General features: G+C 67.3%; 20 protein-coding genes. 11 read left to right on the top strand and 9 right to left on the bottom strand.

What is annotated here, in order from left to right; genetic code table 11:
* Positions 1-226 precede the first annotated feature (226 nt).
* Positions 227-1,156 carry a 2-hydroxyacid dehydrogenase gene (locus BSE24067_RS00215; protein WP_151063027.1) on the bottom strand — a complete coding sequence of 310 codons (930 nt, stop codon included), beginning with the start codon at positions 1,154-1,156 and terminating at the stop codon, positions 227-229.
* Between the two features lie 166 nt (positions 1,157-1,322).
* On the opposite strand from BSE24067_RS00215, the gene osmF reads away from it, so the two are divergent.
* From osmF to BSE24067_RS00185, 6 genes are all read left to right on the top strand, one after another.
* On the top strand, positions 1,323-2,246 hold the full coding sequence (gene osmF / locus BSE24067_RS00210) for a glycine betaine ABC transporter substrate-binding protein OsmF (RefSeq protein WP_151063028.1): 924 nt from the start codon (positions 1,323-1,325) through the stop codon (positions 2,244-2,246).
* Positions 2,243-3,421: an ABC transporter permease gene (locus BSE24067_RS00205; protein WP_151063029.1), complete on the top strand. Its 1,179-nt coding sequence runs from the start codon at positions 2,243-2,245 to the stop codon at positions 3,419-3,421. Before osmF ends, BSE24067_RS00205 begins: the two co-directional genes overlap by 4 nt.
* On the top strand, positions 3,418-4,356 hold the full coding sequence (locus BSE24067_RS00200) for an ABC transporter ATP-binding protein (protein WP_151063030.1): 939 nt from the start codon (positions 3,418-3,420) through the stop codon (positions 4,354-4,356). The genes BSE24067_RS00205 and BSE24067_RS00200 overlap by 4 nt, the downstream gene beginning before the upstream one ends.
* Complete coding sequence (locus BSE24067_RS00195) at positions 4,353-5,120, top strand: ABC transporter permease (protein ID WP_151063031.1); 768 nt, start codon at positions 4,353-4,355, stop codon at positions 5,118-5,120. Before BSE24067_RS00200 ends, BSE24067_RS00195 begins: the two co-directional genes overlap by 4 nt.
* Positions 5,121-5,152: 32 nt before the next feature.
* On the top strand, positions 5,153-5,548 hold the full coding sequence (gene arr, locus BSE24067_RS00190; RefSeq protein ID WP_151063032.1) for an NAD(+)--rifampin ADP-ribosyltransferase: 396 nt from the start codon (positions 5,153-5,155) through the stop codon (positions 5,546-5,548).
* A 284-nt stretch (positions 5,549-5,832) separates the two neighbouring features.
* A complete protein-coding gene (locus BSE24067_RS00185; RefSeq protein WP_151063033.1) occupies positions 5,833-6,510 on the top strand; it encodes a lytic transglycosylase domain-containing protein in 678 nt (225 codons plus the stop codon).
* A 65-nt stretch (positions 6,511-6,575) separates the two neighbouring features.
* Here the strand turns inward: BSE24067_RS00185 and BSE24067_RS00180 are convergent, their stop codons facing one another.
* The 8 genes from BSE24067_RS00180 to BSE24067_RS00145 all read right to left on the bottom strand — a co-directional run bounded on the left by BSE24067_RS00180 (position 6,576) and on the right by BSE24067_RS00145 (position 15,562).
* The gene (locus tag BSE24067_RS00180) at positions 6,576-7,928 is read right to left on the bottom strand and encodes a HipA domain-containing protein (RefSeq protein ID WP_151063034.1); all 1,353 of its coding nucleotides are present in this window, start codon (positions 7,926-7,928) and stop codon (positions 6,576-6,578) included.
* Positions 7,925-8,263 (bottom strand): helix-turn-helix domain-containing protein, encoded by a 339-nt coding sequence (locus BSE24067_RS00175; protein ID WP_151063035.1) that lies wholly within the window; start codon positions 8,261-8,263, stop codon positions 7,925-7,927. Before BSE24067_RS00175 ends, BSE24067_RS00180 begins: the two co-directional genes overlap by 4 nt.
* Before the next feature lie 253 nt (positions 8,264-8,516).
* Positions 8,517-8,957, bottom strand: coding sequence for a dihydroneopterin aldolase (locus BSE24067_RS00170; protein ID WP_151063036.1), 441 nt, complete (start codon positions 8,955-8,957; stop codon positions 8,517-8,519).
* Positions 8,954-9,583: a sarcosine oxidase subunit gamma gene (locus BSE24067_RS00165; protein ID WP_151063037.1), complete on the bottom strand. Its 630-nt coding sequence runs from the start codon at positions 9,581-9,583 to the stop codon at positions 8,954-8,956. Before BSE24067_RS00165 ends, BSE24067_RS00170 begins: the two co-directional genes overlap by 4 nt.
* Positions 9,573-12,584, bottom strand: coding sequence for a sarcosine oxidase subunit alpha family protein (locus BSE24067_RS00160; protein WP_151063038.1), 3,012 nt, complete (start codon positions 12,582-12,584; stop codon positions 9,573-9,575). Before BSE24067_RS00160 ends, BSE24067_RS00165 begins: the two co-directional genes overlap by 11 nt.
* Complete coding sequence (locus tag BSE24067_RS00155) at positions 12,581-12,892, bottom strand: sarcosine oxidase subunit delta (RefSeq protein ID WP_034204197.1); 312 nt, start codon at positions 12,890-12,892, stop codon at positions 12,581-12,583. Before BSE24067_RS00155 ends, BSE24067_RS00160 begins: the two co-directional genes overlap by 4 nt.
* A gap of 24 nt (positions 12,893-12,916) precedes the next feature.
* Entirely contained in the window at positions 12,917-14,161 is a 1,245-nt protein-coding gene (locus tag BSE24067_RS00150; RefSeq protein WP_034204196.1) for a sarcosine oxidase subunit beta family protein, read from the bottom strand.
* A gap of 15 nt (positions 14,162-14,176) precedes the next feature.
* Positions 14,177-15,562: an L-serine ammonia-lyase gene (locus tag BSE24067_RS00145; RefSeq protein ID WP_151063039.1), complete on the bottom strand. Its 1,386-nt coding sequence runs from the start codon at positions 15,560-15,562 to the stop codon at positions 14,177-14,179.
* 246 nt (positions 15,563-15,808) lie between these two features.
* On the opposite strand from BSE24067_RS00145, the gene BSE24067_RS00140 reads away from it, so the two are divergent.
* From BSE24067_RS00140 to otnC, 5 genes are all read left to right on the top strand, one after another.
* A complete protein-coding gene (locus BSE24067_RS00140; RefSeq protein WP_151063040.1) occupies positions 15,809-16,882 on the top strand; it encodes a GlxA family transcriptional regulator in 1,074 nt (357 codons plus the stop codon).
* A 197-nt stretch (positions 16,883-17,079) separates the two neighbouring features.
* The gene (locus tag BSE24067_RS00135) at positions 17,080-17,784 is read left to right on the top strand and encodes a FadR/GntR family transcriptional regulator (protein ID WP_151063041.1); all 705 of its coding nucleotides are present in this window, start codon (positions 17,080-17,082) and stop codon (positions 17,782-17,784) included.
* Between the two features lie 62 nt (positions 17,785-17,846).
* The gene (gene ltnD / locus BSE24067_RS00130) at positions 17,847-18,737 is read left to right on the top strand and encodes an L-threonate dehydrogenase (RefSeq protein WP_151063042.1); all 891 of its coding nucleotides are present in this window, start codon (positions 17,847-17,849) and stop codon (positions 18,735-18,737) included.
* Positions 18,738-18,756: 19 nt separating this feature from the next.
* Positions 18,757-20,055, top strand: coding sequence for a 3-oxo-tetronate kinase (gene otnK / locus BSE24067_RS00125; protein ID WP_151063043.1), 1,299 nt, complete (start codon positions 18,757-18,759; stop codon positions 20,053-20,055).
* Positions 20,055-20,693, top strand: coding sequence for a 3-oxo-tetronate 4-phosphate decarboxylase (gene otnC / locus BSE24067_RS00120; protein WP_151063130.1), 639 nt, complete (start codon positions 20,055-20,057; stop codon positions 20,691-20,693). The genes otnK and otnC overlap by 1 nt, the downstream gene beginning before the upstream one ends.
* The last annotated feature ends 37 nt before the right edge of the window (positions 20,694-20,730 follow it).

Below are 20,730 nucleotides of genomic sequence, written 5' to 3'. Positions count from 1 at the left end.
TCATCCAGCGTCAATGCGGCGCGGCGGCACTGCGGAGGTAGTCGTCGCTCGTCTCCATGAACGCGCGGCTCCGGCGACGGCCGGGCCGCATCGAGCGAAAAGTTGTGTCAGCCGAGTCGATATTTCGGTTCTGAAAGGTACGCCGCGATGCGTTTTTTCCGGCTTTTGCACGCCAGTCGCGGACAAGGCGGTTCGTATCCGCTTCCGCAGCACCCCGCCGCGCCGCTCACACCGGCGTCAGCACCGGCTCCCCCGCGAAATGCCGCACGGCATTGTCGAGGAACTGCTGCACCGAACGATCGAGCGCCTCGGGCGACCAGCCGCCCATGTGCGGTGTCAGCACGACATTGTCGAGATCCGTCAGCGCGCGCGGCGGTTCGGGCTCGCCTTCATACACGTCGAGCCCAGCGCCCGCGATGCGCCGTTCGCGCAGCGCGTCCGCCAAAGCAGCGGTATCGACAACGCTGCCGCGCGACACGTTCACGAGAAAGCCGCCGGGCCCCAGCGCGTCGAGCACCGCGCGGTCGATCAAATGGCGCGTGCCCGCGCCGCCCGGCGTCGCGACGATCAGGAAATCGGCCCATTGCGCGAGCGTGTCGATGCGGTCGAAATAGCGATACGGAACGGGTTTCGCCGCGCGATTGTGATAACCGATCTCGATATCGAAGCCGGCCGCGCGACGCGCGCATTTCTCGCCGATCTTGCCGAGCCCGACGATGCCGAGCTTCTTGCCCGACACGTTCGGCGGCATCGGCAGCCCGTCGCGCCATACGCCCGCGCGGGTTTTCGCATCGAGCTGCACGACGTCGCGCACCACGGCGAGCAGCAGCGCGAACGCGTGATCGGCGACGCAATCGTCGTTGGTGCCGGCCCCCGTCACCACGGTGATGCCGCGCGCCTTCGCGTGCGCGACATCGATGTGCTCGTAGCCGGCGCCGAGCGCGCTGACGAACGTCAGCTGCGGCAGACTGTCGATCTCGCCGGCAGTCAGGCCCGTGCTGCCGTTGGTGAGCACCGCGCGAATCGTGGTGCCGTGCGCGGCGATCGCGCGCTCGCGTTCGTCGGCGGTGGGCGCATAGTGGACGTCGTACGACGCGGCAATCTGGCGGTGCGCGTCGCCGCGCAGCGCGATCAGGACCAGCAGCTCGGGCTTCATGTCAGCAAGTGTCCGCAGGCGGTGACGCGTTCCAGTGTAACAACGGCGCGTGACACGCGCGGGTTATCCCCACGCGCGCTGTGGACGTCCCGCCGCACGCGGTTTGCCAAAGCGGACTCACTCAAGTAACTTTCGGCGTACGTCCCCGTTCTGGAGATTGGCCCAGATGAAGCTCGCCCTGCCCGCCCGAATCCTGGGCTTCGCGTTCGCCGCCGCTGTCGTCGCACCCGGTGCGTACGCCGATACTCCCGTCGTCGTGTCGTCGAAGATCGACACCGAAGGCAACCTGCTCGGCAACGTCATCGCGCAGGTGCTGAAAGCCCACGGCATCCCCGTCACCGAAAAGATCGCGCTCGGCACGACGCCGATCGTGCGCAAGGCGCTCACGAGCGGCGAGATCGACATCTACCCCGAATACACGGGCAACGCCGCGTTCTTCTTCAACAAGGCCGACGATCCCGTGTGGAAGAACGCGAGCGACGGCTACGAGAGCGCGAAGAAGCTCGACTACGCGGCGAACCATCTGGTGTGGCTCACGCCCGCACCCGCGAACAATACGTGGGGCGTCGCCGTGCTCGCGCAGGTCGCGCAATCCCAGCATCTGAAGACCTTCTCCGATTTCGGCAAGTGGATCGCGGGCGGCGGCAAGCTGAAACTCGCGGCATCGGCCGAATTCGTGAACAGCGCATCGGCGCTGCCGTCGTTCGAGAAGGCATACGGCTTCAAGCTGAAACCCGACCAGCTCGTCGTGCTGTCGGGCGGCGACACGGCCGCGACGATCAAGGCCGCCGCGAACCAGACCGACGGCGTGAACGCGGCGATGGTCTACGGCACCGACGGCGGCATCGCCTCGAGCGGCCTCGCGGTGCTCGACGACGACAAGCACGTGCAGCCCGTCTACGCACCGGCGCCGGTGATCCGCGAAGCCGCGCTGAAAGCGCATCCGCAGATTGCCGACTTGCTGAAGCCCGTGTTCGCGAGCCTCGATCTGAAGACGCTGCAGATGCTGAACGCACGCATCCAGATCAACGGCGAACCGGCAGCCGGCGTCGCGAAGAGCTACCTGAAGTCGAAGGGCTTCGTTAAGTGACGGGACGCGCGATGGCGTCCGCGCGGCGCATCACGCTCGACAAGGTCGGCATCCTGATCGGTGTGCTGACGATCGCCGCGGTGTTCGCGATGCCGTTCATGGTGCTGCGGCCGAACCGCATCGCGGCCGGCACCGGGCTGTCGCTGTTCGCCGCGCTGCCCGCGATGCAGGGCGCCGCGCTCGCCGCGCTGTGGATCGCCGGCGCGCTATGGGCGATGACGGCGAGCCGCCCCGCGTGGCGGCTCGCGGCCGGCTGCACGTGGCTCGCGACGCTCGCGTACGCGGTCGGCGCGGCAGCCGCGCACGTCGTCGCGCCCGACGACATGCTTGCGCGCGTGTCGCCCGCGGCCGGCGTCTGGCTGCTGCTGTTCGCCTGGGCGGTGCTCGTCGCGGACGCGCTCGCGCGGCTCGCATTCGGCCCATGGCGGCGCCTCGTCGCGCTCGTCGTCGCGATAGCGGCGATTTCGCTGCCGCTCGCGAGCGGCTGGTGGGACGGGCTGTCCGTGATGCACGAATACGCGGTGCGCAGCGACGACTTCTGGCGCGAGGCGATCCGGCACGTATCGCTCGCCGGCGGCTCGGTCGCCGCCGCGCTCGTCGTGGGCGTGCCGCTCGGGATCGCATGCGCGCGGATCGCACCGGTTCGCACCGTCGTGATGCCGGTGCTCAATATCGTGCAGACGATCCCGAGCATCGCGATGTACGGGCTGATGATGGCGCCGCTCGGCCTGCTGGCCGCGCACGTACCGCTCGCGGCCGCGTTAGGCATTCGCGGAATCGGCGTCGCACCGGCGGTACTCGCGCTGTTTCTCTACTCGCTGCTGCCGATTGCGTCGAGCGTCGTGGTCGGCCTCGAGCAGGTGCCGCCGCACGTGACCGAAGCGGCGCGCGCGATGGGGATGACGCGCGCGCAGCGGCTGCTGCGCGTCGATCTGGTGCTCGCGCTGCCGGTGATCCTGAGCGGCGTGCGCATCGTGCTCGTACAGAACATCGGGCTGACCGCCGTCGCCGCGCTGATCGGCGGCGGCGGATTCGGCACCTTCATCTTCCAGGGGATCGGGCAATCGGCCGCCGATCTCGTGCTGCTCGGCGCGATCCCGACCATCGCGTTCGCACTGGCGGCCGCCGTCGTGTTCGAAGCCGCGACCACACTCGCGAAGGGACGCACCGCATGATCGAGATCGAACGCATCGGCAAACGCTTCGGCGATATCGTCGCCGTCGATGACGTATCGCTGACGATGCAGCGCGGCACGATCACCGCGCTCGTCGGCGCATCGGGCAGCGGCAAATCGACGCTGCTGCGGATGATCAACCGGCTGATCGCGCCCACCGGCGGCACGATTCGCATCGACGGCGTCGACACCGCGAGCGTGCCGCCCGAGCAGCTGCGGCGGCGCATCGGCTACGTGATCCAGGGGCATGGCCTGTTTCCGCACTGGAGCGTCGCACGCAATATCGCGACCGTGCCGCGCCTGCTCGGCTGGCCGGCGCAGCGCATCGACGCGCGCGTGCGCGAACTGCTCGACCTGTTTCACCTGAACCCTGCGGAATTCGCGGACAAGCTGCCGCACGAACTGTCCGGCGGGCAGCAGCAGCGCGTCGGCGTCGCGCGCGCGCTCGCGGCCGAGCCCGCGATGCTGCTGATGGACGAGCCGTTCGGTGCGCTCGACCCGATCATCCGCAACAAGGCGCAGGACGATCTGTACGCGTTGCAGCGCCGCCTCGGCATCACGATCGTGATCGTCACGCACGATATCGAGGAAGCGCTGAAGCTCGGCGACACGATCGCGGTGATGGACGGCGGCCGGCTCTTGCAGGTTGCGTCGCCGGCCGAAATACTCGGCAAGCCGGTGCCGGGCGTCGTCGGGCAGCTCGTCGCCGGCGTCGACAGGCCGCTGCGCCTGCTCGCGCTGACGCCGATCGATGCCGTGGCCGAGCCAGGCCACGCCGATGGCGAGCCGATCGCTGCGACGCGCACGCTGCGCGATGCGGTCTCGGAACTGCTGTGGCGCGGCGCCGACGCGTTGCCCGTCGACGACGGCCACGCACACGCCGTGCGCCGCATCACGCTCGACGCGATCCGCGCGCACGCGAGGCAGCCCGCATGACGGCGCGGCCCGCGAGTTCGGCGCCGGCGCATCGGCTGGCGGCCCATGTCGCGCGCGCCGCCGCGCTCGCGCTGTTGCTCGTGCTGCTGTTGCGTCCCGCGTGGCTGCAGGGGCTGTTCGCGCCGTTCGCGGACAATGGCGCGCCGGTGATCTACGATCGCGCGAGCCTGCTCGATCTCACGCTCGCGCATCTCGGCACGGTCGCGCTGTCGAGCCTGATCGGCACGATCGTCGCGGTCGCCGCCGGCATCGCAGTCACGCGGCCGGCCGGTGCGGATTTCCTGCCGGTCGCGCGCAGCGTCGTCGACATCGGCCAGACCTTCCCGCCCGTCGCGGTGCTCGCGCTCGCGGTGCCGGCCGTCGGGTTCGGGCTAAAGCCCGTGCTGATCGCGCTCGTACTGTACGGGCTCCTGCCGATCTTCGAGAGCACGATCGCGGGGCTCGAAGACGTACCGCGCGACGTCGTCGAAGCCGCACGCGGGATGGGGATGAGCGGCTGGCAGCAATTGTCGTCGGTCGAGCTGCCGCTCGCGCTTCCGGTGATCGTGAACGGCATCCGGCTCGCGGTCGTGATCAATCTCGGCACCGCGACGATCGGCTCGACGGTCGCCGCACGCGGTCTCGGGGACGTGATCATCGCCGGCCTGCAGACGTCGAACACGGCGTTCGTGCTGCAAGGCGGCGTGATCGTCGGGCTGCTCGCCGTGCTGGTCAGCGATGCGATCGGCACACTCGGGCGGGCGCTGAGCGCGCGGCGCGCGTAGAAAGCCGTCGCGAAATTTACGAAGGAGACGCCATGGCCGTTCTGGATACGGGCCCGTTTTTTCATGGCACGAAAGCGGATTTGCGGATCGGCGATCTGCTGACCGCGGGCTTCCGGTCGAATTATCGGGACGACGTCGTGATGAACCATGTTTATTTCACTGCGCTGCCCAAAGGCGCAGGCCTTGCCGCGGAAATGGCCAAAGGCGACGGTAGGCCGCGCGTCTACATCGTCGAGCCCACCGGCGAATTCGAAAACGACCCGAACGTGACGGACAAGAAATTCCCGGGCAATCCAACGCGATCGTATCGAAGCGCACTGCCGCTGAAGATCGTCGGCGAACTCGACAGCTGGGAGCCGTACGACCCCGAGTTCATCGAGCAGCTCAGGGCTCGCATCGAAACCGGCATCGGCGAGATCATCAACTAGCGTTTCGGCTGGCCGATTCTCGGACAAAGCCCGAACCGCGCGACGAAGGGAACGAGCGAGCCGAGGCCATTCCTCGAATACTGGCGAACGATCGCGTAAAAGGGCGAAAACGGGACGGACAATCTCCCGTTCATCCGGACTGCGATGCGTGTGCGTGCAACGATCGGCGCGCGGACCATTGCGAATGCAACAAGCCTACACACGGCTTTCATTCGAGCCGGCGCTCGACCGCAGGCTTCGATTGGCCGATATACTGTGCGCCTTCCATTTCCCCGCACTCGACCATGCGACGACGGTTTTTCTGGCTGATCGTGCTTTCGCTCGGCATTGCGCAACAGGCGTCGGCGCAGCAGGCGCCCGCACTGCCTGCATCCGCGCCCGAAGCGGCCGCATCCGCGCCGGCGGCCTCTGCGCCGTTCGCGAACGATCAGCCGAACGAAGAAAACCGTCGCATCACGGCCTATCTGACGAAGAAATTCGGTGTCGCGAAGGAAAAGGCCGCGAAGCTCGCCGATATCGTGAGCGTCACGGCGACGAAATATTCGCTGCCGCCGGCACTCGTTTACGCGATCATCTCGATCGAATCGCGCTTCCAGGAAAAGGCGCGCGGCCAGCATGGCGCGACCGGGCTGATGCAGGTCGTGCCGTCCGCGCACCGCGGCATGCTCCGCAACGTGAAGGATCTGACCGAACCGAATGCGAACGTCGACGCCGGCTCGCGCATTCTGTCGGGTTATGTGAAGGCGGCCGGTGGTAACGTGCAGGCCGGGCTGAAGAGCTACAGCGGCGGATCCAGTGCGTATGCGGCAAAAGTGATGCAGCGGGTCGATACGTTCCGGTTCGTGCTCGAACCCCATGACGACGCGAAAAGCACGAATGCCGCGAACGACGGGAAGGCGCACATGGTGCCGGTCAGCGATCCGTCCGGCGCGACGCCGGCCGCGAGCCGCAACCTGAAGTAACCGGTATCGGGATGTCGCGACGCCGCGCGCAGCGGCGCCGTACCAGTGGCCGGTGCAGCGCCCGCTTAGAGCAGCGCGGCGTCGACCTTCGGCACCATGGGCGCAATGCGCACGATACGCTCGGCCTGAGTACGTACGTAGTCCGAAATGCGATGCACCCATGCACGCTCGTCGCCCGTGTAGATGTCTGATTCGGCCAGCGCGGGAGCCAGCTTTGCAGCCAGCGTCGCCATGCGCGTCATTTCACGCGCAACGAGCGCCGGCCGAATCTGCACACGATGCGCGAAGTCCGCGAGCGCGAAGGCGGTCAATTCCTCTGTGCGAAACACGTCGCCATACGCCATCGCCATGTCCTGCACATAAGCATCGCCGTACACGTTCACGCAAACCAGGTCGTAAAGCGGCGCCGGTTCGAGGCCGCCACTACTGACGAAAAACGAAATGTTCTTGCCGTGCGCGTCGCTATTGCCGATCAGCAACTGTAGCAACGCCCAGCGCAGCATGGCCGAACGCGCGGCGGCCGGCGCTTCCAGAAACGGTGTCAACGAAAACAGTTTCTCGAAACTCACGCCTTCGCGGATATTGCGCACGTCCGCGTGGTTGCCGAGATTGCGTTCGTACTTGAGCATCGCCGGCAAATCGAGCGCCTGGCATCCGTCGATGACGTGACGTCGCCGCACCGCACTCACGCGCTGACGATCATTTGGCTCGGTCATCACGAGCCGGTCGAATCGTTCGACCAGCAAGATCGGCTCCGGGATACGCCGAATCTCGACATGCGCCACCGGCAAACCCATGCGCGCCGCCAACGTCATGCAGAAATGCTCGTTGGCGACCATGAACGGCGCATTTGGGCTGCGGGATTCGGGCTTGAGAATGTGCGAACTGCTGAGCGCTCCGTCGACGAGCGCGAAGTGCTCGCCTTCGACGAGCACTTGCAACTTGTCCTGGTGACCGGCGAGCGACAAGCGCACGCGGTCGTCCCAAACCGCGAACGGTATCGCGTCGCGTTTGCGGATACGGTCGGTCAACTCCTCCGCGCCGATCGGCCGCCGCACCGGTTCTTGCGTGGCGAGCGACCGCACGGCGTCATCGTCGTCGGGAACGAAGCTCAACGCACCGACGGGCTCCTTGCCGAGCATCCGGATCAAGCCGAATACGTTGTCCTTCGATATTTGATACATCGATGCAGCGACGTCGAGTGCACGGCCCTCGGGAAGCAAGTTGCCCACGAAGCGCTGGATCGCGCCCACCGGCGGCCTATCGCCATGGAGCGGAATGCACGGCGACAATGCGAACGCGTCCGCGCGCTCGAGCCACGCCGGATCGTAGGAAAAGTCGTAGTCGTCGCGACGGGCATCGTAAGTCAGCTGCCCGACGGACACGCCATCGGCGGCAATACGGAGGCGATGGATCATCGCGCGCGCTCGTTCGGACGGGACGAGCCCGGCGGACTCGGGTGTCCCGTTGCGTGATCATGCAATGCGCTGCGCACGACCGGGACGTCTCGTTTCGGCACGACGAACAAGTTGAGGCCGAAGCCGTCCAGTACCTTGAACAGCTTGTCGAGACTCACCGCCCGGCCGTTTTCGAGCCGGGACAGCACGTCCTTGGACACGCCGAGCATATCGGCCGCATCGTCGATCCGCATCTGGTTTTGCGCTCGCCGGTTGCGCACGAGCGCGCCCAGCGCGGCGAGATTCAGGGCCAGCGGATCGGGGGTGGCAATGGGTTGCGGTAAGGTGCGCGCCATAATTCCGGGATTTCAGGAATAAAACTCCGTCGCATGTCGAAGGCGACTTAGTTACGAGAATATCGGAATTATAGTGCAAGCTGGGATTGGCGGCGCATTGTTCCGATATTTCAGGAATAAATCGACGGCTTGCCCCGGACCGCGGGTTGTTCGCATATTTCAGGAACTATAAACGCGTACGGCGGCGCATTCGCGCCGCCGTCCCGTGAGATCACCGGATCATCTTCCTCGTGCGTTGATCCAGCCCCGATGATCAAAGCTGCCCGGCCGCCCCCGTCCACCGCAGGTAGTCCCCGCGCGTCCAGTCCAGCGACACGCCGACGCGCTTCGTCCCCGGCCGGATCTTCGGCTTGTACATCGACAGCGTCAGCGACTCCAGCGCCGGCCATTCGCGGAACGACATCACCGCGACATCCGCGACGAGCGTCTCCAGCAGCCGCGTGTGCGGCTTGTGCGACAGGAACGACGCGACGCGCGCGCAGTACCCGTCGTAGTCGATCCATTCGCCCTGCTCGCTCGGCTCGCACCGATAGCCGAGCCGCGCATCGATCACGACCGGCTGCGGCGCCTCGTGCTCGTGCGCATGGATGCCGATCCGCGCAGGCACCTTCAATTCGTCGACGAACACGCTCCAGCCACGCCCGCGCAGGCGCGGCGCGTCGATCGCCACGAACGGTTCGTCGAACGGCTTCATGACACGAGCGGCGCCGCGGCGTCGAGCATGATCCGCACGAAATAGTCGGCGAAGCTGCGACGCACGACGATCTCGAACGTATCGTCGCCGGTCGGGATCAGCGTGATCGGCGACTTGAAGTAGTGCGACTGCGCGCACTGGCCCGGCTTGAACACGCGCGGATGCAGATCGAGCGGGCAGCCGCGCGCGATCACGTCGCGCACGCGTTCGCCGGTGACTTCGACGACCGTGTAGCCGCTGCCGACGTCGACCGCCGCCGCGTACAGGCCCTGCACGGCCTCCGCCAGCTTCGCTTCAAGCACACCCGCCTGAACGGGCCCGTTGGATCGCACGAGCCATTCGTCGGGGCCGAGCCACAGCACGTCGTACTCGGCGCCGCGCGCGACCGTATTCGGGGCCGACGGCGGCCGGCAGCCGACCACGCGCTCGAACGCGCCGACGAATGCCGGGTCGCTCAGCTCGCCGCGCACGTTCACGAGATCGAGGAACGGCCGCTCGCGCAGCAGGAACTTCTTCGACGCGCGCGCCTGGTGCGGCTTCAGCACGTCGGCCGCGCCGACGAACGGCGATTCGAGCGTCACGCCCGTGCCCGCCACCGGCGTCTGGTTTCTCGTTTCATTCCACATGCTGGCGCACCCCTTCGGTATCGTAGAAAACCGGGCTCGAGATTTTCGCGGTGATGCGCTTGCCGTTGGCCAGCGGAATCACGACGCTCTCGCCCATCTTGTTCAGGCCGCCCTTCACCACCGCGAGCGCGATCGAGCGCTTCAGGATCGGGCTGTAATAACTCGACGTCACGTGGCCGATCATCGGCGTCGGATCGACCGCCGACACCTGCGTGTCCTTCGCGATGATCTGCGCGCCTTCCGGCAGCACGAACTGCTCGTCTTCGGTCAGCAGGCCGACGAACTGCTTGCGGCCCTCCTTCGCGGTATCCGAGCGCGACAGCGACCGCTTGCCGAGGAAGTCCTTCGACTTCGCGACGAGCCCGCCCATCCCGAGGTCGTACGGCGTGATCGAGCCGTCCGTGTCCTGGCCGACGATGATGTAGCCCTTCTCCGCACGCAGCACGTGCATCGTTTCCGTGCCGTACGGCGTGATGTCGAATTCGGCACCGGCCGCCATCAGCGCTTCCCACACCGCACGGCCCGCGTTGGCCGGCACGTTCACTTCATACGCGAGCTCGCCCGAGAAGCTGATCCGCATCACGCGCGCCTTCGCGCCCGCGACGGTGCCGTTCCGGTAGCTCATGAACGGGAATGCGTCGTTGCCGAAGTCGATGTCCTGGCACACCTTCTGCACGACCTTGCGGCTCTTCGGGCCGACCACAGCGAACGTCGCCCAGTGATCGGTGACGGACGCGAGCCGCACCTTCATGTCCGGCCATTCGGTCTGCAGCCAGCGCTCGAGCCACGTGAGCACGCGCGCCGCGCCGCCGGTCGTCGTCGTCATCATGAAATGCTGGTCGGCGAGGCGCACCGTCACGCCGTCGTCGAACACCATCCCGTTTTCGTCGAGCATCAGCCCGTAGCGGCACTTGCCGACTTCGAGCTTGTTCCACGGGTTCGTGTACATCCAGTTCAGCAGCTTCACCGCATCCGGGCCCTGGATGTCGATCTTGCCGAGCGTCGACGCATCGAGGATGCCGACGCCGTTGCGCACGGCGAGGCACTCGCGCTTCACGGCCGCATGGAGATCCTCGCCGTTCTTCGGGAAATACCACGGTCGCTTCCAGTTGCCGACGTCCTCGAACATCGCGCCGTGCTCGACGTGCCACTCGTGCACGGCCGTCTTGCGGATCGGATCGAGGAAGTCGCCCGTCTCGCGGCCGGCGAACGTACCGAACGACACGGGCGTGTAGTTCGGGCGGAACGTCGTCGTGCCCGTTTCCGGAATCGTCTTGCCGAGCGCCTGCGCGAGGATCGCCATCCCGTTGATGTTGCCGAGCTTGCCCTGGTCGGTGCCGAAGCCCATCGCGGTATAGCGCTTCACGTGCTCGACCGACTCGAAGCCTTCGCGCGCGGCCAGCAGGATGTCCGCGGCGGCCACGTCGTTCTGGAAGTCGACGAACTGCTTCGGACCGCGTGCGGCAGCCTCGCGGCTGCCGACGAGCCACAACGGCTGCAACGCGCCTTCGACCGTTTCGGCGACCTGCGGTGCGACAGGGCGCTGCGCGGCCGTGAAGCCGGCCGCCTTCGCCGCTTCGGCGCCCGCATCGACCGCGAGCCGTAGCGCACGGGCGAGACCGAATTCGCCCGCGGCCGCGCCGACACTTGCCTCGGCCTGCACGGGCTTGCCCGGCAGGAAGCACGCCTTCTCGTCGTTCCAGCACGCCTTGCCGCCCGACTGCGCGAACAGGTGCAACACCGGGCTGAAGCCGCCCGACATCGCGACGAGGTCGCACGGCAGCGACTGCAGCTTGCCGCCCGTCTGGCCGTTCGAGTAGGACGCGACGTCGACCGACGATACGCGCCACTTGCCCGAAGCGGCCGTCACGACCGCACCGCTCATCACCGTCACGCCCTGCCGCTTCGCGGCGGCGGGCAGCGCGCCGTTCGACGACGCGCGCGAATCGACGACCGTCACCTTCGCGCCGCACGCCTTCAGGTCGAGCGCGGCCTGGTACGCACGGTCGTTGTTCGTGAACACGACCGCGTTGCGGCCCGGCAGCACGCCGTAGCGATGAATGTAGGTGGACACCGCACCCGCGAGCATCACGCCCGGCAGGTCGTTGTTGCCGAACACGATCGGACGCTCGTGCGCGCCCGTCGCGAGGATCACGCGCTTCGCGCGGACCTTCCACAGCAGCTCGCGCGTGCCCTTGCGCATCGACACCGGCTGGTGATCGGTCAGCCGCTGCGTGATCGTCACGAGATTGTGGTCCTGGTAGCCGAATGCGGTGCTGCGCGACAGGATCGTCACGTCGGGCAGCTTGCGCAGTTCGGCCTCGATCTTCTCGACCCACTGCAGCGCCGGCTTCGCGTCGATTTCGGCACGGCACGACAGCAGACTGCCGCCGAGCTCGCGCTGGTCGTCGACGAGGATCACGCGCGCGCCGGCAACCGCTGCCGCGTGCGCGGCGGCGAGGCCCGACGGGCCGCCGCCGACCACGAGCACGTCGCAGTGCGCGTAGCATTTGTCGTAGCGATCGGCGTCGAGCACTTCCGGCGCCTTGCCGAGGCCGGCAGCCTCGCGGATCTTCTCTTCATACTTCGGCCACATGTTGCGCGGCCACATGAAGGTCTTGTAGTAGAAGCCGGCCGGCATGAAACGCGACAGCTTCTGATTGATCGCGTACTTGTCGTTCTCGAGCGACGGCTCCGCGTTCACGCTCGTCGCGACGAGGCCCTGGTACAGCTCGATTTCGGTCGCGCGCGCGTTCGGCACCGTGTACGGGCCGGTCTCGAGCTGCACGACGGCGTTCGGTTCCGCGACGTCGGCCGTCACGATCCCGCGCGGACGGTGGTACTTGAAGCTGCGCGCGACGAAGTGCACGCCATTGGCGAGCAGCGCGGACGCGAGCGTGTCGCCCTGGAAGCCCTGATACGTGCGGCCGTTGAACGTGAACGTCAACGGAATCGCGCGGTTGATGCGGCCACCGGTGCCGAGGCGGTCTTTCTGGCTCATTTGCTCGTGCCCTCTTCGTGTGCGTTGCCGGCAGCTGCGCCGTTGGCAGCCCCGCCGAACTTTTCGTAGCCCTTGATATCGTAAGTGACCGTGTCGCGCGTCACCTTGAACCAGCGGCGGCAGCCCTGCGTGTGCAACCATTGTTCCTTGTGCAGTCCGCGCTTGTTCTCGCGCATGAACACGTATTCGCCCCATTCGCGGTCGGTCATGGTCTCGTTCGCCACCGGGCGCACGATGTCGGCTTCGCCGCCGCACGTGAACTCGGATTCGGCGCGCGGCCCGCACCACGGACATTCGATCAGCAACATGTTTCCTTCTCCTTCAGTGCGGGGTTAGTGCGCGACGGCGGCTGCGCCGTGCTCGTCGATCAGGTGGCCGGTGTAGAAGCGGTCGAGCGCGAATGGCGCGTTCAGCGGATGCGGCTCGTCGCGGGCGATCGTGTGCGCGAACACCCAGCCCGAGCCGGGCGTCGCCTTGAAGCCGCCGGTACCCCAGCCGCAGTTGAAATACAGGCCCTTCACGTCGGTCTTGGTGATGATGGGGCACGCGTCCGGCGACACGTCGACGATGCCGCCCCACTGGCGGTTCATCCGCACGCGCGAGAACACCGGGAACATCTCGATGATCGCCTGCAGCGTGCTTTCGATGATGTGGAAGCTGCCGCGCTGGCCGAAGCCCGTGTACTGGTCGATACCCGCGCCGATCACGAGGTCGCCCTTGTCGGACTGGCTGATGTACGCGTGCACCGCGTTCGACATGATCACCGAGTTCACGACCGGCTTGATCGGCTCCGACACCAGCGCCTGCAGCGGGTGGCTTTCGATCGGCAGGCGGATGCCGGCCATGTCGGCGAGCGTCGTCGTGTTCCCGGCGGCCACCACTGCGACCTTCTTCGCCTTGATGAAGCCCTTCACCGTGTCTACGCCGACCACCGCGCCGCCTTCGCGGCGAATGCCCGTCACCTGGCAGTTCTGGATGATGTCGACGCCGGCGCGGTCCGCGCCGCGCGCGAAGCCCCAGGCCACCGCGTCGTGACGCGCGACGCCCGCACGGCGCTGGATCGACGCGCCGAGCACCGGGTAGCGGCTGTTCAGGTTGATCGTCGGCTCGATTTCCTTGATCTGCGCGGGCGTCAGGAATTCGGCGTCGACGCCGTTCAGCCGGTTCGCGTTCACGCGGCGCTCGGTGTCACGCACGTCCTGCAGCGTGTGCGCGAGGTTCATCACGCCGCGCTGGCTGAACATCACGTTGTAGTTGAGATCCTGCGACAGCCCTTCCCACAGCTTCATCGCCTTCTCGTACAGCGCGGCCGATTCGTCCCACAGGTAATTCGAGCGCACGATCGTCGTGTTGCGCGCGGTGTTGCCGCCGCCGATCCAGCCCTTCTCGAGGATCGCGACGTTCGTGATCCCGTGCTCCTTCGCGAGATAGTAGGCAGTCGCGAGGCCGTGGCCGCCGCCGCCGACGATCACGACGTCGTATTCCTTCTTCGGTTCCGGGCTCTTCCACTGCTTTTCCCAGTTCTCGTGATACGAGAGGCCGTTGCGGAACAGGCTGAATATCGAGTAGCGGCTCATGTTAGTGATCCTTCGTTAGCATTCGATGACGTTCACGGCGAGACCGCCGCGCGACGTTTCCTTGTATTTCGTCTTCATGTCGGCACCCGTCTCGCGCATCGTCTTGATGACCGAGTCGAGCGACACGTAGTGCTGGCCGTTACCCTTGAGCGCCATCCGCGACGCGTTCAGCGCCTTGATCGCGCCCATCGCGTTGCGTTCGATGCACGGAATCTGCACGAGCCCGCCGACCGGGTCGCAGGTCATTCCGAGGTTGTGCTCCATGCCGATCTCGGCCGCGTTCTCGACCTGGTCCGGCGTGCCGCCCATCACCGCGGCGAGCGCGGCCGCGGCCATCGAGCACGCGACGCCCACTTCGCCCTGGCAACCGACTTCCGCGCCGGAGATCGACGCGGTTTCCTTGTAGATGATCCCGATCGCGGCGGCCGTCAGCAGGAATTCGACGATGCCGGCTTCGTTCGAGCCCGGCACGAATTTCACGTAGTAGTGCAGCACCGCGGGAATCACGCCGGCCGCGCCATTCGTCGGCGCGGTGACGACCCGGCCGCCCGCCGCGTTCTCTTCGTTGACGGCCATCGCATACAGGTTGACCCAGTCGAGCATCGACAGCGGGTCGCGCAGCGACTCCTCCGAACGCGCACGCAGGCGCCCGTTCAGTTCGGCCGCGCGGCGCTTCACGCGCATCGGGCCCGGCAGGTCGCCCTCGACCTTGCAGCCGCGCTCGACGCATGCGGCCATCGTGCGCCAGATCGCCAGCAACCCGGCGCGCACCTCGTCTTCGGGACGCAGCGCGCATTCGTTGCGCAGCATCACTTCGGCGATCGACAGCCCGTGTTCGCGGCACTGGCGCATCAGGTCGTCGCCGGTGCGGAACGGATACGGCACGTCGGCGGCCGCGCGCACGCCGTTCACGCGATCGCCGTCGCGGTTGACGACGAAGCCGCCGCCGACCGAGTAATACTCCTTCTCGACGAGCAGCTGGCCGTGCTCGTCGAACGCCTGGAAGCGCATCCCGTTCGGGTGCACGATGCTCGTGCCGCTCATCAGCTTGCGGTAGAAGCCGATGTTCTCCTTTTCGTCGAAGCGGATCGTCTGCTTGCCGAGCAGCGACAGCGACTTCTCCGCGCGGATCGCGGCGAGCCGCGGCTCGATCAGGTCCGGATCGATCGTGTCGGGCAGATGGCCTTCGAGACCGAGCAGCACGGCCTTGTCGGTGCCGTGGCCCTTGCCCGTTGCACCGAGGGAGCCGTATAGTTCGACCCGCACGCGGCGCACGAAGCCGAGCAGGTTCGCGTCCTCGATGTGCGACGCGAAACGGCAGGCGGCGATCATCGGGCCGACCGTGTGCGAGCTGGACGGGCCGATGCCGATCTTGAACAGGTCGAACGCGCTGACGTTCATCTGGCTTCCTCTGGGGTAGGCGTACGTGAAATGTCGTTGGCGTCAGTACATCAAAGCGTAAAATTGGCCGATAGAACAAAAACGGCATCGGCGTGGGATACCGCCGCCAAGCCCGGCGAACGACGGCCGGAAAATGCGTTTTGACGATGATTGACGACGCAAAACCACAAGTCGGCAGCCAGCCGTGCCCGCAGAGTGAATGAAACGAGTGAGACCCGCCTTCCCGGCGTGACGAGATTGACCGCGATGACACCCGACGTACCCGCTTCCCCCCTCGCCGAACCGCCGCCGCAGCGCATCCGCTTCGGCATCGTGCTGCTGCCGAACTTCACGCTCACGGCGTTCTCGGGTTTCGTCGACATGCTGCGTCTGTCGGCCGACGACGGCGACTACAGCAAGCCGGTGCGCTGCGCATGGAGCGTGATCGGCGAAACGCTCGCGCCGGTGCGCGCGAGCTGCGGGATCCAGATCACGCCGTGGGAAACCTTCGACAGCGCCGAACCGTTCGATTACGTGGTCGTGGTCGGCGGGCTGTTGCATTCGGGACCGCAAGCGGGCCCCGAAACGCTCGAGTTCATCCGCCGCTCGGCGGCGGGCGGCGCGACGGTCGTCGGGATCTGCACGGGCGTGTTCGCGCTGATGCGCGCGAACGTTCTCGACGGCTACCGCGCGTGCGTGAGCTGGTTCCACTACTGGGATTTCATCGAACGCTTCCCGAACGCCGACCCCGACATGCTGATCGCCGACCGCCTGTTCGTGATCGACCGGCGCCGGATCACGTGCTCGGGCGGGCGCGCATCGATCGACGTCGCCGCCGCGATCCTGCTGCGCCACTTCGACCACGCGACCGTGCAGAAGGCGCTGCGGATCCTGCTCGTCGGCGAGATGCAGAAAGGCAACGCGCCGCAGCCGCATCCGCCGGGCCTCGAGCCGGCCACGCACCCGAAGGTCAAGCGCGCGATTCTTCTGATGGAACAGCATGTCGGGCGCGCGCTGCCGCTCGAAGAACTCGCGTGCAAGCTCGACATGTCGACGCGCCAGCTCGAGCGGCTGTTCAAGGCCGAGACCGGCAAGAGCCCGCAGGCGTTCGCGAAGCAGGTGCGGTTGCGCACGGCCGCGTGGCTGCTGACGAGTTCGGACCGCACCGTCGCCGATATCGCGTCGAGCTGCGGGTTCGCCGACGCGTCGCACCTCGGCCGCGAGTTCCGCAAGCAGTTCGGCGTGCCGCCCGCGACGTATCGCGAGCGCGGCGCGGAAGTCGCGGAAGCCGACGTGCCGGCCGCGACCGACGCCGACGCCGTCGAAGACATCGCCGACTGACGAGCGCGCGCGCCGATGCCGGCGCGCCCGCCCTCTTCCCCCGCCGCCCCCGTCACGATCGCCGCCGATCGAACGCGGATTGGAACCGGTTTCAATCAATTGACCGACGTTGCGACCGGTTCGACGAGGGTTATTCCGGATGCCGACATACGCTCAAATTTGTATGATGACCACATCACCTTACAAACCAGAGCGCCATGTTCGAGAAAATTCCCGCCCGCGCGATGAGCGATCACGTTGCGCAGCAACTGCTCAAGCAGATCGAAGTCGGCAGCTTCTCGGCCACCGGCAAGCTGCCGACCGAAGCCGTCCTCGCGCAGGAATTCGGCGTGAGCCGCACCGTGATCCGCGAGGCGATCTCGCGGCTGAAGAACGAAGGCGTGGTCGAGCCGCGTCAGGGCAGCGGCGTGTTCGTGAACCAGCACGGCGCGATCCGGCCGCTGCGGATCGACTACGCGGAAGCCGTCGAGGCGAGCTCGCTGCCGCACCTGCTCGCGGTACGCCGCGCGATCGAGGCCGAAGTCGCGGCCGAAGCCGCGCTGCACCACACCGCCGACGACATGGCCGACATCGACGACGCGCTGCGCAAGATCGACGACGCAGTGGCCGAAGGCCGCGACGGCGTCGCAGAAGACGTCGCGTTCCACCGCACGATCGCGGCCGTCACCGGCAATCCGTATTTCCTGAAGACGCTGCAGTTCCTGAACCAGTACCTCGAGGCCGGCGTGAAGGTCACGCGGCGCAACGAAGCGACGCGCGAGGATTTCTCGCGGCAGGTGCGCGACGAGCATGCGGCGATCGCCGACGCGATCCGCGCGCGCGACCCGATGGCGGCGCGCAACGCGGCGCGCACGCACATGTACAACGCCGCCCGCCGTCTCGCGGAAGCCGGCATCTGCTGAAGCGGGCGGCGCGCGAGCGCCGCCGTTGTCCCGAACCTCTCCCGAACCGATCAAGGTTGACCATGTCACGAAATGTTGGAGTCATCGGCCTGGGCGCGATGGGCCTCGGCGTCGCGCGCTCGCTGCTGCGCGCGGGGTTCCGCGTGCACGCGTGCGACGTGCGCGACACCGTATTGCAGGCGTTCGCGGCCGAAGGCGGCGTGGCGTGCGCCACGCCGGCCGAACTCGGCGCGCAATGCGACGTCGTCGTCACGCTCGTCGTCAATGCCGCGCAGACCGAAACGGTGCTGTTCGGCGAGCACGGCGCAGTCGCGGCAATGAAGCCCGGTGGCGTCGTGATCGCGAGTGCGACCGTCGCGCCCGATTTCGCGGTCGCGCTCGGCGCGCGTATCGAAGCCGCGGGCCTGCAGATGCTCGACGCGCCGGTGTCCGGCGGCGCCGCGCGCGCGGCGTCGGGCGAGATGACGATGATGACGTCGGGCCCCGCCGCCGCGTATGCGGCGTGCGACGACGTGCTCGCCGCGATCGCCGGCAAGGTCTACCGCCTCGGCGACGCACACGGCATCGGCTCGAAAGTGAAGATCATCAACCAGTTGCTGGCCGGCGTGCACATCGCGGCGGCGGCCGAAGCGATGGCGCTCGGGCTGCGCGAAGGCGTCGATGCCGACGCGCTGTACGACGTGATCACGCACAGCGCGGGCAATTCGTGGATGTTCGAGAACCGCGTGCCGCACATCCTGAACGGCGACTACACGCCGTTGTCGGCCGTCGACATCTTCGTGAAGGATCTCGGCCTCGTGCTCGACACCGCGCGCCGCAGCAAGTTTCCGCTGCCGCTGTCGGCCACCGCGCATCAGATGTTCATGAGCGCATCGAGCGCCGGCCACGGCGGCGAGGACGATTCCGCCGTGATCAAGACCTTCCCCGGCATCACGCTGCCGCCCGCCCGCTGATTCGAACGACGTTCCCGCCATGACCGTTTCCGCTTTCCGTCCCCTGCTCGGCTGCATCGCCGACGATTTCACCGGCGCGACCGATCTCGCGAACATGCTCGTCAGGAGCGGCATGCGCACCGTGCAGACGATCGGCGTGCCCGCCGACGGCGCCGCGGCCGACACTGCGATCGATGCCGACGCGATCGTCGTCGCGCTGAAGTCGCGCACGATTCCCGCGGCCGATGCCGTCGCGCAATCGCTCGCCGCATACGCATGGCTGCGCGCGCAGGGCTGCCGGCAGTTTTTCTTCAAGTACTGCTCGACGTTCGACTCGACCGACGCAGGCAACATCGGGCCTGTCGGCGACGCGCTGCTCGACGCGGCCGGCGGCGACTTCACGATCGCATGCCCGGCGTTCCCCGAAAACGGCCGCACGATCTTCCGCGGCCACCTGTTCGTCGGCGACGTGCTGCTGAACGAATCGGGGATGGAGAATCATCCGCTCACGCCGATGAAGGACGCGAACCTCGCGCGCGTGCTGCAGCGACAGACGAAGTCGCCGGTCGGCCTGATTCGCTACGACACGATCGCGCAGGGCGCGGCCGCGGTGCGCGCGCGCATCGACGCGCTGCGTGCGGATGGCGTGCGCTTCGCGATCGCCGATGCGCTGTCGGACGACGATCTTCATGTGCTCGGCGAAGCGTGCACGAACCTGCCGCTCGTCACCGGCGGCTCCGGCATCGCGCTCGGCCTGCCGGAGAATTTCCGCCGCGCGGGGCTGCTGCCGCAGCGCGACAACGCGGCATCGCTGCCGCGCATCGACGGGTTGTCGGCGGTGCTCGCCGGCAGCGCATCGAAGGCGACCAACGCACAGGTCGCCGCGTGGCGCGAAAGCCGCCCGAGCTTCCGGATCGATCCGCTCGCGGCAGCGCGCGGCGAACCCGTCGTCGACGAAGCGCTCGCCTTTGCGCGTGCGCATCTGCCGCAACCCGTGCTGATCTATGCAACCGCGACGCCCGACGAAGTGAAGGGTGTTCAGCGGGCGCTCGGCGTCGAAGCGGCCGGCCATCTCGTCGAAAGCACGCTCGCGGCGATCGCGCGCGGGCTGCGCGGGCTCGGCGTGCGCAAGTTCGTCCTCGCGGGTGGCGAGACGTCAGGCGCGGTCGTGCAGGCGCTCGACGTGAAGTCGCTGCAGATCGGCGCGCAGATCGACCCCGGCGTGCCGGCCACCGCCACCATCGACGCGCCGCCGCTCGGCCTCGCGCTGAAATCCGGCAACTTCGGCACGGTGGACTTTTTCGACAAGGCGCTGCGTGCGCTCGACGGAGCCGCATGATGAGCAGCGAAGCGAAACTGCGCGAGGAAATCTGCGTCGTCGGCGCGAGCCTGTATGCACGCGGCCATGCGGTCGGCAGCGCGGGCAACATCAGCGCGCGTGTCGCCGAAGGCTGGCTGATCACGCCGACCGACGCGTGCCTCGGCCGCCTGGATCCGAACGACATCGCGAAGGTCGGTCTCGACGGCCAGCCGGTGTCCGGCGGCAAGCCGTCGAAGACGCTCGCGCTGCATCGCGGCATCTACGCGCGCAACCCGCAGGCCAACGGCATCGTCCACACGCACTCGACGCACCTCGTCGCGCTGACGCTCGCGGGCGTGTGGCGCGACACCGACGTGCTGCCGCCGATCACGCCGTACTACGTGATGAAGGTCGGCCACATCCCGCTGATCCGTTATCGCCGCCCGGGCGACCCGGCCGTCGCGGCCGAAGTCGCGGCGCTCGCCGACCAGGTGCGCGGCGTGCTGCTCGACCGTCTGGGCCCGGTGATGTGGGGGCCGTCGGTGTCGCATGCGTCGTATGCGCTCGAGGAGCTGGAGGAAACGGCACGGCTGTGGCTGATGACGAACCCGAAACCCGAGCCGCTTTCCGACGCCGCGCTCGACGAACTGCGCCAGACGTTCGGCGCGCGCTGGTAACGCCACGCGCGCCGAACGAATCGTGCGTCGCGCTTCA

Origin of the sequence: Burkholderia latens (assembly GCF_902499045.1) — a bacterium.
Taxonomy (GTDB): Bacteria; Pseudomonadota; Gammaproteobacteria; order Burkholderiales; family Burkholderiaceae; genus Burkholderia; species Burkholderia latens.
This window is presented reverse-complemented; position numbering and strand designations above follow the sequence as displayed.

Coding starts and splice junctions, on each gene's coding strand:
- BSE24067_RS00195 (WP_151063031.1), top strand. CDS start 4,353: ATGACGGCGCGGCCCGCGAGTTCGGCGCCGGCGCATCGGCTGGCGGCC.
- BSE24067_RS00165 (WP_151063037.1), bottom strand. CDS start 9,583: ATGTGGAATGAAACGAGAAACCAGACGCCGGTGGCGGGCACGGGCGTG.
- BSE24067_RS00175 (WP_151063035.1), bottom strand. CDS start 8,263: ATGGCGCGCACCTTACCGCAACCCATTGCCACCCCCGATCCGCTGGCC.
- BSE24067_RS00200 (WP_151063030.1), top strand. CDS start 3,418: ATGATCGAGATCGAACGCATCGGCAAACGCTTCGGCGATATCGTCGCC.
- BSE24067_RS00185 (WP_151063033.1), top strand. CDS start 5,833: ATGCGACGACGGTTTTTCTGGCTGATCGTGCTTTCGCTCGGCATTGCG.
- BSE24067_RS00155 (WP_034204197.1), bottom strand. CDS start 12,892: ATGTTGCTGATCGAATGTCCGTGGTGCGGGCCGCGCGCCGAATCCGAG.
- otnC (WP_151063130.1), top strand. CDS start 20,055: ATGAGCAGCGAAGCGAAACTGCGCGAGGAAATCTGCGTCGTCGGCGCG.
- BSE24067_RS00160 (WP_151063038.1), bottom strand. CDS start 12,584: ATGAGCCAGAAAGACCGCCTCGGCACCGGTGGCCGCATCAACCGCGCG.
- BSE24067_RS00150 (WP_034204196.1), bottom strand. CDS start 14,161: ATGAGCCGCTACTCGATATTCAGCCTGTTCCGCAACGGCCTCTCGTAT.
- ltnD (WP_151063042.1), top strand. CDS start 17,847: ATGTCACGAAATGTTGGAGTCATCGGCCTGGGCGCGATGGGCCTCGGC.
- otnK (WP_151063043.1), top strand. CDS start 18,757: ATGACCGTTTCCGCTTTCCGTCCCCTGCTCGGCTGCATCGCCGACGAT.
- BSE24067_RS00135 (WP_151063041.1), top strand. CDS start 17,080: ATGTTCGAGAAAATTCCCGCCCGCGCGATGAGCGATCACGTTGCGCAG.
- BSE24067_RS00170 (WP_151063036.1), bottom strand. CDS start 8,957: ATGAAGCCGTTCGACGAACCGTTCGTGGCGATCGACGCGCCGCGCCTG.
- BSE24067_RS00180 (WP_151063034.1), bottom strand. CDS start 7,928: ATGATCCATCGCCTCCGTATTGCCGCCGATGGCGTGTCCGTCGGGCAG.
- osmF (WP_151063028.1), top strand. CDS start 1,323: ATGAAGCTCGCCCTGCCCGCCCGAATCCTGGGCTTCGCGTTCGCCGCC.
- BSE24067_RS00145 (WP_151063039.1), bottom strand. CDS start 15,562: ATGAACGTCAGCGCGTTCGACCTGTTCAAGATCGGCATCGGCCCGTCC.
- arr (WP_151063032.1), top strand. CDS start 5,153: ATGGCCGTTCTGGATACGGGCCCGTTTTTTCATGGCACGAAAGCGGAT.
- BSE24067_RS00215 (WP_151063027.1), bottom strand. CDS start 1,156: ATGAAGCCCGAGCTGCTGGTCCTGATCGCGCTGCGCGGCGACGCGCAC.
- BSE24067_RS00140 (WP_151063040.1), top strand. CDS start 15,809: ATGACACCCGACGTACCCGCTTCCCCCCTCGCCGAACCGCCGCCGCAG.